The sequence below is a fragment of the Pseudoalteromonas sp. T1lg88 genome (genome assembly GCF_002964765.1).
Taxonomy (GTDB): domain Bacteria; phylum Pseudomonadota; class Gammaproteobacteria; order Enterobacterales; family Alteromonadaceae; genus Pseudoalteromonas.
On sequence record NZ_PQCF01000023.1, the window covers coordinates 17,030 to 29,781 of the forward strand.

The 12,752-nt window shown below is 53.3% G+C and carries 9 protein-coding genes; 4 read left to right on the forward strand and 5 right to left on the reverse strand.

Features of this window, described 5'->3' with window-relative positions:
- The first annotated feature begins 96 nt into the window (after window positions 1-96).
- Window positions 97-942, forward strand: a complete 846-nt coding sequence (locus C2M34_RS07485; RefSeq protein ID WP_105258446.1) for an endonuclease/exonuclease/phosphatase family protein — start codon at window positions 97-99, stop codon at window positions 940-942.
- On the opposite strand, the gene C2M34_RS07490 is transcribed toward C2M34_RS07485, so the two are convergent.
- The 5 genes from C2M34_RS07490 to C2M34_RS07510 all read right to left on the reverse strand — a co-directional run bounded on the left by C2M34_RS07490 (window position 939) and on the right by C2M34_RS07510 (window position 10,183).
- Window positions 939-4,523, reverse strand: a complete 3,585-nt coding sequence (locus tag C2M34_RS07490; protein WP_105258447.1) for an ABC transporter permease/M1 family aminopeptidase — start codon at window positions 4,521-4,523, stop codon at window positions 939-941. The two genes, C2M34_RS07485 and C2M34_RS07490, sit on opposite strands and share 4 nt — an antisense overlap.
- Before the next feature lie 9 nt (window positions 4,524-4,532).
- Window positions 4,533-5,417, reverse strand: a complete 885-nt coding sequence (locus tag C2M34_RS07495; RefSeq protein ID WP_105215363.1) for an ABC transporter ATP-binding protein — start codon at window positions 5,415-5,417, stop codon at window positions 4,533-4,535.
- A gap of 160 nt (window positions 5,418-5,577) precedes the next feature.
- Window positions 5,578-6,633: an efflux RND transporter periplasmic adaptor subunit gene (locus C2M34_RS07500; RefSeq protein WP_158677993.1), complete on the reverse strand. Its 1,056-nt coding sequence runs from the start codon at window positions 6,631-6,633 to the stop codon at window positions 5,578-5,580.
- Window positions 6,623-9,892 (reverse strand): efflux RND transporter permease subunit, encoded by a 3,270-nt coding sequence (locus C2M34_RS07505; protein ID WP_105258449.1) that lies wholly within the window; start codon window positions 9,890-9,892, stop codon window positions 6,623-6,625. The genes C2M34_RS07500 and C2M34_RS07505 overlap by 11 nt, the downstream gene beginning before the upstream one ends.
- Window positions 9,893-9,895: 3 nt before the next feature.
- On the reverse strand, window positions 9,896-10,183 hold the full coding sequence (locus C2M34_RS07510; protein ID WP_233997945.1) for an ArsR/SmtB family transcription factor: 288 nt from the start codon (window positions 10,181-10,183) through the stop codon (window positions 9,896-9,898).
- Window positions 10,184-10,333: 150 nt separating this feature from the next.
- On the opposite strand from C2M34_RS07510, the gene C2M34_RS07515 reads away from it, so the two are divergent.
- The 3 genes from C2M34_RS07515 to C2M34_RS07525 all read left to right on the forward strand — a co-directional run bounded on the left by C2M34_RS07515 (window position 10,334) and on the right by C2M34_RS07525 (window position 12,734).
- Complete coding sequence (locus tag C2M34_RS07515) at window positions 10,334-10,522, forward strand: YgaP family membrane protein (protein ID WP_105200336.1); 189 nt, start codon at window positions 10,334-10,336, stop codon at window positions 10,520-10,522.
- A 1-nt stretch (window position 10,523) separates the two neighbouring features.
- A complete protein-coding gene (locus C2M34_RS07520; RefSeq protein WP_105200337.1) occupies window positions 10,524-10,868 on the forward strand; it encodes a rhodanese-like domain-containing protein in 345 nt (114 codons plus the stop codon).
- Window positions 10,869-10,943: 75 nt separating this feature from the next.
- Window positions 10,944-12,734, forward strand: coding sequence for an alkaline phosphatase D family protein (locus C2M34_RS07525; protein WP_105258450.1), 1,791 nt, complete (start codon window positions 10,944-10,946; stop codon window positions 12,732-12,734).
- Window positions 12,735-12,752: the final 18 nt, after the last annotated feature.

A 12,752-nucleotide genomic window follows, 5' to 3' on the forward strand; every position in this document is an offset into this window, starting at 1 on the left:
ACCGGGGCCGTAAGGCCCTTTATCTTTTCTGTTTGGCATCTAAAGCCATTTTTGCCACTATAATCTTGCCAATCAGTAGGTTTACTAAGGCTGCCTGTGCCGAGTCTCTATTTTCTGCTTTATTTACTCTTTATTCAGTGGCAACAGGCCGTGCTGCCGGAGCCTTTGCCTGCGTCGCCCTTTAGTGCCGACTCACCCCAATCCTGCGCGGCCCTATTAGCCCAGCCCGGTGAGCCAGTCAGCATGCCCTTGCCGGTATCGGAACTCAGACTGCTCAGCTGGAATCTTTATAAGGCGGCCAAGCCTGAATTACTGGCAGATCTGCACGCCCTGTCAGAGCAAAGCCATATTATGCTGCTGCAAGAAGCCATCACCGATGAGGCGCTGTTACAACTCAAGCCCCACACCCGTTTTTCGCCAGGCTACAAGGGCCTCAACCAGCAAACCGGGCTGGCCTTGCTAAGCGACTGGTCGCCCCAGCTTTATTGTCGTTTTTATCAGCGGGAACCCTGGTTGCGTACCCCCAAAGCATCGAGTGTCAGTCGCTATCCCTTGGCTAATGGTGACTCCTTATTACTGGTGAATATGCACGGCATTAACTTTACTCTTGGCATCAGCGACTATAGGCAACAGCTGGAGCGGTTAACGGGATTAATCAAGCTTCATCCCGGGCCGGTGATCTTTGCCGGAGACTTTAACAGTTGGAGTCGCGCGCGCTGGCAACTGGTGCAAGGGCTGCTGAGTGAACTAGATATGACAAGGGTCAGTTTTACACCGGATCATCGTACCCGGGTGTTTGATTTACCCCTAGATCAAATATGGATAAGAGGCGTGACCCTCACCTCAGCGCAAACGCTGGAGCGCACCAGTTCGGATCACAACCCTCTCTTGGTGTCTGTGCATATCACCACAGAGGAACCCGGCGGTGATAAACAGCATTAGAGTTTCTTGATGTTATTGGCGCTGTCTCTGTCGACCAGCTTCACCAGGGGGTCAACCCCGGCATAGCTCGGCTTCTTGTCCACATACAGCTCCAGGGTATTTTCACCACTGGTGAGCTGATGCTTTTGCAGATAGATCACCGCGTCCTCGGCGCTCAACTTCTCTGGGTCCTCACTAAACAAGCCAATATCCACCAGCTGCGCCATGGGCTGCTCGGTTTCATTGCCCTTACCATCGGCAAATGCCTTCTTAGCCGTTACCGTTAGCGTGACCTTAAACTTACCATCGGCATCGGCCTGCTCGGCCACTTCTACCTTTTCTACGCCCAGCTCAAACAGGGTAATGCGCTTAAACTGATCATCGATAAAGGCCTGCTCCTGCTCATCGACATCCGCTTTGAGGTAAGACAACAAGTCCAAGGTAGTTGGATAAGGGTCGTCTTTATACTTAAAGGCCTGTAAAAATGCCTTTAACGCCTCATTGGTGCGCTCTACACCGATGCGATCGGCGATGGCCATCATCACCACAGAACCCTTTTGATAGTGCAGGTATTGCTGGTTCTCCGAACGATACAGCGGCATTTCCTCATGGGCTTCACGGGTTCGCCCCTGCAGGTAGCGATCCAGCTCATACTTTAAGAACTTACGCAGCTTTTGCTCGCCATACTTTTCACGCAACACCTGAATGGCGCTGTATTGCGACAGGGTTTCGGAAATAACCGCCGAACCTTGTACATCGGCGGCACCCACCTGATGACCCCACCACTGGTGCGCCACTTCATGAGCGGTAACATAATAAGGCGCATCGATATCATCCGGGTCGCGCAGGTCGGTGATAAAACCGATATTTTCAGAGTAGGGCACGGTATTGGCAAAGCTTTGCGCAAACGAACGATAGCCGGGGAACTCCAAAATACGTAACTGCTTGTGCTGGTATGGGCCAAAGGCCTGGGTAAAGTAGTCGATAGAGTCCTTGGTGGACTGGATCATGGTATCTATATTCCAGGCATGGTCGCTATGATAGTACACCTCGATATCTATGCCCTTATACTCTTCCTTCTTCACCTCAAGCTGGGCCGACATAATGTTGTAGAAGTGCACCATGGGCGCATCCATCTCATAACGGAAGGTACGGCGTCCACGCTCCTCGTCCACCTCTTCATGCTGCAGGTAACCGGGCGCAATAGCGAATTGATCCAGACTCGTGCTAATGGTGGCGCTAAAGTCGATAAAGCCCACACCCTGACCAAAGAAGCTTTGCTGGTAATAACGGCTGTCTTTAAGGTCATGAGCGCGCTCCAGCTCCGGCAGGCCGCGCTTGCGACGTTCGTTGCGGTCTTGCAACTCATAGTCGCCACGGTAACCAAATACCGGGAAGAGTTCATAGTTATTGATAAAGGTGCCATTCTCAACCAACTGGGTATCAAAGCCACTGTTCTTAAAGCCCTGATGTTCACGCACCACGGACATTTCACCGCTGCGGGTTTCGCCTGGCTGTAACGGGGTATCAAATTCATACCACCAGGATTTAAACTCGCTGAGCTCCTCCCCTAACTGCCCGCCCTCAAGCTTAAGCTGCCACTGGGAGCTAAATCTTGGCTTGCTTACCAGGAAACGGCTGATTGGCTGCTCACTGGTATTGGTAAACTCCACCTCGGCCTTGGCGAGCATGCGACGTTCCTGCGGGTAAATATCCGCGGTGACATCCACCTTGGTAATTGCAGGAATAGGAGCATCCTTATACTGCACCAGTTGTTGCTCGTACTGGGCGCGCAGGTCTTCGCTCTGATCTTGGGTTTGGTAATCATTCAACACCCGGGTGTTGTGATATATCCAGCTGCCGCTGGCAACAAAGATCACCAGACCGCAGGTCGCGACCAGCTTACCCTTATTACCTAAGTGATAACCCAGCAAACGCAGGCGCGAAAGCAGCGTCTGCTGCGGACCACGGTGCCACAGGCCATAGCCTAGGGCCGCTAAGACCAGGGTTAAACCCAGCCAGTATAAGTTGTACCAGTGCACTGCGGTTAAGAAGTGACCATAGGTATTCAAATCGGAATAAGGTGCCGCCGGCGAAGAGGCAAAGCGATACATATTATGGCTAAAACCGTAATTGCTGAGCACCATGTTCACGGCGTAATAGATGATAAACAGCAGCATGCCCACGTATTTATTCGGACTGATCACCTGGAAGAAAAACGCCAATATGGTGGTCATCACCAAAGGCACCATGGTCAGGTAACCAAGGCGGAACAAATACTGGCTAAGTTCGATATTAAACTGCCCCTTCACCAACTGATAGGTGATGGTAAAGAGCATGCCGGCACCGTAGAGCAGCACCAATACCGTGGTGATAGCCAACAACTTTGACGCCCAAAAAACCAGGTTATGGGTGGGGTAAGAGTCGATAATGTCACCGAAGTTGGAATTGCGCTCACGCCACACCACCTCGGCACTGTAATACACCAGGATGATGATCATAAACATGCCCATCACTCCCTTGATCAGCGGGATCATCGCCTGCGTCAGCGGCCAGTTTGAGGTGCCATACCATTGACCCGGCACCAGCAAGGGCGAGATCAACATAAACAGGGTCAGCGCCGCGAGAATCATAAAGGGCGCGCTAAAGACCACCTGTACTATCTCGAAGCGGGTACGCAGTAAAAACTGGCTTTTAGTGCTGATCTGCGCCGGACGCACGGCAATCTTATTGCTAAGCGCCTGCTGCGCGCGTTTAAGCATGGAAGCAGAAACCTGCTGCGGCTTTTTATCCTTACCGCCGCTTTGATACCCGCCCTTCAGGCCCATGGTGACAAAGAGCACCAGGGCAACAGTCAACCAAATCAGGCGGTTATAAAGAACATTTCCTTCCAAGGCCAAGGTTTGCGTGTCTTTCTCTGCCACCGTCCAATAGCGAGTGGCATCCATAAAGGCACCAAAACCGAAGGGGTCGAACAGTGCCGCCCATAAGCGGAATTCCGGTTGCTCGAAAAACACCGACACCACGTTATAACCAATAAAGAGCACCACGGCGGCAATATATACCGCCATCATGGTACGAAAGCGCAGCGCCGCCACATGGCAGCTTACCGCCATCACCAGGAGGGTTGGCACCGCCAGGATCACAAAGGGCTGCAGGTAATATTGCAGTTTGTTGGGGGCCAGTAACTCAGGGTCTAACCAACCCACTAACGAGCCGAACCAGGTACCGAGGAAGATCCCTAGCGGCACAAAGGCAAAAACCAGCACGGTGACACAAAAAGCGCCAAGGAAGCGGCCGAGGTGATAACTGCGCTGAGCTATGGGTTTGCTGTACACCAGCTCAGCCATATGTTCGCTGTCGTTGCGTATGGTCGAGGAGGCGACAAAGTTCACCACGGCAAACAGAGCAAAGATCAACAGCACCGCCGTCATCATTAAGATGGTATAGGGACTGTTGGCGTTCACATTACTGCCGCCGATTTGCACCTTATCGGAAACGGTGGCGAAAAATGCCAGTAAAAAGAACAGCAGGCTGGACACATAGAATGATGGCTGGCGCACAAAATAGCGCAGCTCAAAGGTGAGCATTTTTAACAACATAACCCCTCCTTAGGCCGATGCTGCCAGGCGTTGCTGATGCAAGGTCGAGAAGTACACGTCTTCCAGATTACTGGCCACGGTTTCAAAGCCTTCCGGCGCCTGCTCGGCAAACACATGCAATATGGTGTTACCGGCAAACAGACGCTTGGAAATCACCGGCAGATTTTGTTCAAGCTCTTGTGCTTCTTGCTGGGTGACCACTTCTTTACGCCAGATACGGCCGTTAAGCTGTTGCGTCAGGTCGATGGGGTTGCCCTTAAGCAGGATTTCGCCACCGGCCAGTACCGCCATGTTCGGGCACAGCTCGCTGACATCATCAACGATATGGGTAGAGAGGATCACCACCTTTTGCTCGCCTAGGCTCACCAAGAGGTTATGGAAGCGGTTACGTTCCTCCGGGTCAAGCCCGGCGGTGGGTTCATCGACAATCAGCAGATCCGGGTCGCCTAGTAGCGCCTGGGCAATGCCAAAACGCTGGCGCATACCGCCGGAAAAGCCACTCACCGACTTAGACTTATGTTGATACAAATTTGTATGGGCGAGCAGACCTTCCACCACCTCTTTACGCTCTTTGGCCTGGTCTAAGCCTTTAAGAATGGCCAGGTGGTCGAGCAGCTCATAGGCGCTAATACGTGGGTACACACCAAAATCCTGAGGCAGATAACCTAAACGGCGACGAATTTCCTGGGGCTGGTTGAGCACATCGATACCATCGAAGGTGATGCTGCCACCGTCGGCACTTTGCAGTGTCGCTATGGTTCGCATTAACGATGATTTACCCGCGCCATTGGGGCCCAAAAGACCGAACATGCCCTTGGGGATATCTAAGTCCACGCCCTTTAAAGCCTGCACACCATTGCTGTAGGTTTTGGTAAGACCTTGAATTGTTAGCACCTGATTGTCCTTAAATTAGCTTTATTATTATAAAGTTACTCTTATATCACATGGCTAATTAGGTACAAAGGTGAAGTAAATATTAATAATGTAAATATTTATGAATGAGGATGCCCAAGAGCACCGACAGCGGTGATCTTGGGCATATCAATAAGGCAGGCTATAGCCTTGGTGGTTTGGCATCGATAGCGATTTCATCGCCAGGGCGCAGGCCGCTGAGTACTTCAACCTGATCGCCAATCACTCGCCCAAGGCGCACATAGCGACGTACCAACTGCTGATTCTCCACCACTAAGACCATATCGAGCTGGCCGTAGCTGTGCACATACTGCGGCGAGATCATCACCGCCTCATGCTGAGGCAAGGGCAGCTGTAGCTGGGCATAAAGACCGGGCAGCAACTGCGCATTTTTAGGGGCCGACAATCGCACCAGCAGCGAGCGCGAAGCACTGTCGGCGGCGGGCACGATTTCTACTAACTCGGTGGCCTCGCTGACATCCAGGGCCGGGACCTCCACCTGGCGCATATCGCCCAAGCGCAGATTGACCGCCTGGCGCTCACGCACCGCAAATTCCAGCTGTAACTGCTGTGGGTTGTATATGGCCAACAAGTCGCGACCCGGCGTGGCTGTGTCGCCCGGCTCGGCAAAGCGCTCTACCACACGCCCGGAAATGGGCGCGGTAATGGTGGCATAACCCAAGGCAATTTGTGCCTGTTGCTGGCGCTGCCCCGCCTGTTGCAAGCTGGCGGATAAATTATCATGATTGGCGGTGGCCGCATCTATATCGCTTTGCGCAATAAGTCCCTGGGCAAAAAGCTCCTTTGCGCGCTGTAATTGCTTTTGCGCCTGGGTGAATGAAGCCTGCAGCGCCTGCACCTGGGCCTTGGCCTGTTGCAATTGAGTGGTTAGCTCCTGCTCATCGAGACGGATCAGCACCTGGCCTTGCTCCACCATATCGCCAGCACGCACGGTAATTTGCTCAATTTGCGCCATCACCCGTGCCGCTACCTTGGTATTTTGCTGGGCAATCACCTGACCGGGTACGGCCTCATAAGCGACCACCGGCTCACTGCCAACGCGCTGGGTTTGCCCGCTGTAGGGCGCGGGCGCCTGTTTTGTTCCAGGCGCCAGATGTTGATCCAGCACCCCGGAAAACCAAATAATCGCAGCGACTAAGAAGCCGACCACAAGGACAATCACTAACTTAGGTTGCATGCGTGTGTTCCTCATCAGCAAAAACCAGGTAGTACACTAGTGGCACCACCAATAAGGTAAATAAAGTGGAGGCAATAATGCCGAAAATAATGGCGATAGCGAGACCGCTGAACACGGGGTCAAAAACAATCACTATGTTGCCCAACAAGGTGGTGCCCGCGGTCAACAACACCGGGCGCATACGCACTCGTCCGGCGGTCACCAATGCCTCCTTAATAGCCATGCCCTGGGCCCGAGCCTGGTTAATAAACTCAACCAAAATGAGCGAGTTACGTACCACAATGCCGGCCAGCGCTATCATACCTATCATGGCCGTAGCAGTGAATAACACCGGCTCTGGCGCACCGGCAACCTGGCGCTCGCCAAACTGATTCAGAAGCCAAAAGCCAGGCATAATGCCGATCACCGTCAAGGGAATGGCCGACATAATGATCAGGGATAAGCTCATGGAGCGGGTTTGCACACGCAGCAGCACCAAGATGGCGGCCAGGGCAAAGGCAAAGGCGATGCCCATATCGCGAAAGACATCTATGGTAATGCGCCACTCGCCCTCGCCACTGAATGACACATCAACGCCCGGGGGCAACTGCCAGGCTGCACTGCCGCCTGGGTTAAAGAAACTACGTTGCTGCCAAGATACCGGCTCCACTTCCTCTGGGCCACGGTCGGCACTGATATCGGCGATCACTTCCGCCGGGGTGCGCCCGTTGAGCTCGGCGGTGACATAAATCACCCGTTTAAGATCCTTGCGCATAATGGCCTGCGGTCGTGGCTCAAGATGAAACTCACCCACCTCGGACAAAGGCACCAGGGGTTGCGGCGCGCTCACCAGACCGAGATCGTTACTGATCTGGCTAATTTGTCTTTGCCCCTTCACCTGCAAGGCCAATAAGTGGGCCTGATCACGCTGGGCATAGGGAAGCGAGACACGAATGGGCAGCATTTTTGCCTCTTCGGTCACATACAGGGCGCCGACTTCTCTGCCCTGCACCGCCACAGCTATGGCATCGACCACATCTGAGGTACTCAAGGCAGACAGCGCCGCCTTGGTTTTATCGGTGACAAAACGCAGTTGCTGCTGCTGGCGCTCCAGGGTGCTATCCACCTCCACCACATGGGGCTCCTGGCGCAAACGCTGGGCAATTAACTCGGCACCAAGACGATGTTGTTGCTCACTCACAAAGGGCTCGGCATAGACTTCGGCAACCAGGGTACTAAGTACCGGTGGCCCGGGCGGCACTTCGATCACCTTGATGCTGATACCCTTATTGGCCAGTGGCGCCAACTGTTGACGCAAACGCAATACCACGGCATGGGACTGATGCTGACGCTCGGTTTTATCGCGTAACAGGATGCGTAACTCACCCAAATGATCGCCATAGCGGCGATAATAACCCCGCACCATGCCATTAAAGTCCATACTCGACGGCTGACCGGCATAAGCGGCTATGGTTTGCACCTCGTTCAACTGCCAGCTTAGCGCCTGCACCTTGCTCAGCAGCGCCGAGGTATCCTCCAACGAAGTGCCTTCGGGCATATCCACCAAGACCTGTACTTCACTCTTGTTATCGTAGGGCAATAACTTAAGCGGCACCGCGCGCAACAAGGGTAAACAGGCACTGAATACAAACAAGACCAACACCAACAGCAGCATCAGCTTGGCACGACTGCGGCGCAGTAATAAGTAGTCCAGCATCCGGGTATAGAGATTGGCGGCCTGGGCTTGTTCGGCCACCTCATCGCCCTCGGGCTTAAGAATTTTCATCGCCAGCCAGGGGGTTACAAAAAACGCGACTAATGTAGAAAGCGCCACACTGATCGGCACGTTAAAGGCCATGGGTGCCATATAGGGCCCCATCATCCCGGTTATAAAGGCCAATGGGAAAAAGGCCACCATAATGGTCAGGGTCGACATCAACAAGGGCGTGCGAATCTCCGCCATGGCCCCCACTATGCGATCCTGCACACTGCCTTGATGGCTAAAGAAGCGGCTGATGTTGTCGATACCGGTGATCGGATCATCCACCAACAAGCCCAGGGCCAAGATCAAGGCAAACAGGGTCACTCGGTTAATGGTGTAGCCAAAGGCCCAGTCAAAACTCAGGGTCAGGCCATAACAAATGGGCAGGGCCAAGGCGATCACTATGGCCGGACGCCAACCCAGGAACACACCAATAAAGAGCACGACCGTGACTATGGCAAATACCAGGCTGGCTCCCAGATTATTGACCTTTTCATTGGCGGTTTGACCATAATCGCGCAGCGTCACCACCTTAACCTCGGGCGGTAACAACTCATCTTGCAGCTGTTGCATTTGCGCATGAACATCGCGAGCCACAGCCACGGCATTGGCACCGGCCTGTTTCGCCACACTCAGGGTAACCATGGGCAGTTGGGGCTGACCATCCTGGGTTTGCAACCATTGATAATGCTGCGCCTCACCGGGGCCATCGATTATGCTGGCAACGCTGTCGAGGCGCACCGCCTGACCATTCACCACATTGACCACCAGGGACTCAAGCTGCTCCAATGAGCGCAAGGCATCGCCGCCTTGTACTTGCAGGCGCCAGTGTCCCTGAGCATCTTTGACCTTACCCACATCCCGCAACTGGTTAGCCACGCTTAGGGCATAAAGCACATCCGAAATCGTCGTTTTATGGGCATTAAGGGCGGCGCTGTCGAGATAGATATTGGCGCTGCGGGTACGCCCGGTGATCACCTTAACCTCACTGGTGTCTTCGAGCCTTTGCAATCGGGTTGCCAGCTCCTGCGCCATACGTGTCAGTTGATAATCGTCGTATAACTGCGGCGCCGAGCTGTATAAACCCAGCATGACGATGGCCACATCATCCACTTCTATGGGTTTAATTTGCCACTGGCGTACCACCGCCGGCATGGTGTCCTGATAGGCATAAAGCTTGGCATAGGTATCAATCAGCGCCTGCTCGCGAGAATGACCGACCTCAAACCGTAAGGTACTGACCAGGCGGCCATTTTGGGTGGCCGAGTAAATATGCTCAACGCCCTTTATCTGCGCCAGCAGCTTTTCCAGCTCCACTGTCACCAGGCGTTCGACCTCTGGGGCTTCTATATCACTGACATCAACCAGGATATCGAACATGGGCACAACAATTTGCGGCTCTTCTTCGCGGGGCGTTTGCTGCAGTGCAAAGGCGCCGGCCACCAAGGCGATAATAAAGATAAACAAGGGCATTGGCCCACCCAGGCTGGCCCTCACTCCTCTATCTAACCAAGTCACGGCCTACTCCTCACAAAACAGCGTGTACAGGGTGTTGAGTACGGCCCGTACCTGGTCGTTGCACAAGCTATAATAAATGGTCTGACTCTCACGGCGGGTACTCACTATGTTTTCCTGCCTCAGTACCGCCAAGTGCTGAGACAAGGCGGACTGGCTTAAGGGCACACTTTCATTAAGCTGAGAAACACTGAGCTCACCTTGTTGCAGGCAGCAAAGAATCATCAGCCGATTTTTATTGGCCAGCAGTTTTAGTAAGGCTTGAGCCTGCTCGGCATTGTCTGCCATTTTCATCAGGTCCACGAGTTCCCCCGGTTAAGCTAGAGAATTGAAGTATGCAAATCAGTATAGAAGCTAACATTAGTAAAGTCTAATATTAACTATTGCTAAATTAGGTTTTACTAATATAATTAAATTGAACAAATTACCAACAAGGGGCTTACCATGAAAATACCCGCCGCACTCAGATTGATCGCTGGCATCATGATTTTATTGTCGCTATTGTTAACTTATCTGGTCAGCCCAATGTGGCTGTGGTTTACCGCGTTTATCGCCGTTAACCTGATCCAATCGGCGTTTTCCGGCTGGTGTCCAATGATGGCCTTACTACGCAAATTAGGCATGGAGGAATAATATGCTCACCCCAATCCCAGACTTACTAAAAACCATAGTTCCCAAGCAGCGCCGCGTTGATGCGCAACAAGCCAAGGCGGAGCTGGCCGAGAACCACGGCCTGTTAATTGACGTGCGTGAGCCTGCCGAGCACGCTACCAAGGCGGCTACTGGTGCCATTAATATTCCTCGCGGTGTGCTGGAAATGAAGCTGATGGAAATAGAAAAAGACGCCAGCCGTCCTATCTATTTGCACTGTGCCAGCAGCGCCCGCGCCACCTTAGCCGCCGAGCAACTCACCCGGGTCGGTTATGAAAATGTCACCGTGATCAGCTGTAAGGCCGAGGAGGTATGTAGCGTCTTCTAGTTGACATGCTTGTCACCGAACAGTAACACTGGTCGGATAAGCTCTGCATCATAAAAAAATAACAGGTACAAACCAATGCAGTTTACTCGTAGACGTTTTTTAAAAGCTTCGGCAGCGGGATTTGGCGCTGCCGTTTTATCTCTTGGCCTAAGCGGCTGTGTACTCGACAATGACAGCGACGAAGAACAGATTAATGTTAGCTTCGACCATGGCGTAGCCAGCGGCGATCCCCTTAACGATAGCCTGATAATCTGGACTCGCGTGACGCCCAAAGACCCAAGCGTTACTCGCGTAAAGGTACAGTGGCAAGCGGCCACCGACGCCAACTTTGAATCCCTGGTTCATGATGGCCAAACCGAGGTGAGTGCGGACACCGACTTTACCCTGAAGGTCGATTTACAAGGGCTGGATGCCAACACCACCTACTATTATCGCTTTATTTCCTACGGTATCACCTCGGCCACAGGTAAGGGTAAAACCCTGCCCGTCGGCGACATAGATCAGGTTAAACTGGCGGTACTTTCTTGCGCCAACTACCCGGCCGGTTATTTCCATGTGTATGGCGAAGTCGCCAAGCAGGAAAACCTAGATGCCATCCTGCATCTGGGTGATTACATCTATGAATATGGTGCCGGCGGCTATGCCAGTGAAGACGCCGCAGCCCTTGGCCGCGAGCTAGCCAGCGACAATAACGAAGAAATTATTACCCTGGACGACTACCGTAAACGTTACGCCCTGTATCGTCAGGATGCGGATCTGCAGGCGGCGCACGGCCATTGCGCCTTTATCACCGTCTGGGATGACCACGAAATCAGCAATGATACCTGGCACAGTGGTGCTGAAAACCATGATGATTCGGAAGGCCCGTTCGAAGAGCGAAAAATGCAGGCGCTGCGCGCCTATTTTGAATGGATGCCAATCCGCAACGTCGCCGACAAAGAAAAAATCTATCGTCGCTTCGACTTCGGCAATCTGGTTTCTTTGTACATGCTCGATACCCGCGTCTTGGCACGTGATGAACAACTCAGTTACGGCGACTTTGACCTCACCACGGCCGCAGGCCAGTACGACTTTGCCAGCGCCATTGGTGCTCCAAGCAGGACCTTACTTGGTGGCGAGCAGCTTACCTGGCTTACCGACGGTATCAGCACTTCAAGCCAGCAATGGCAGGTATTAGGTCAACAGGTATTGATGACCAAGATGCATCTGCCCGCCGAGGTGATGATGTTATTGGCCGCGGTGCAAGGCACCCTGGCTCAAGGTGGCGACACCGCGCCGCTATTGGCACAGGCCAACATTTTATTTGCCGAGCTGGCACAAATTAAGGGCCGCATTTTAGCCGGCGACCCCAGCGTCACCGAGGCTGAGCGCGCTCGTGTAGAAACCGTATTGCCTTATAATCTGGATGCCTGGGATGGCTATGCTTATGAAAGGGAAGTAATTTTAGGCACAGCCCTGGCGACGCAGAAGAATCTGGTGGTGCTGGCCGGTGATACCCACAATGGCTGGGCGGGACAACTGCGTACCGACGCTGCCAACCCCATCGCCGGTGCTCAGCCCGCCGGGGTCGAATTTGCTACCGCATCGGTTTCATCACCGGGTATTGAAGAGTATTTGTCACTTAACACGCAAGACCCACAAGCCATAGCGCAAATGGAACAGGTGATTGCCCTGCTGATCGATGATCTGAGCTATAACAACCTGGTAAACCGCGGCTTTTTGACCGTGACCTTCAGCGCCGCTGCGGCGCAGGCACAATGGCATTATGTTGATACCATCAAGGCCCGCGCCTACCAGGTCAGCACCGAGCGTGGCCAACAGCTGCAGATGCTGGCAGGCAATCCGCAGTTGCAGGCTCTGGGCTAAGCCTTAGGCTACGCCATA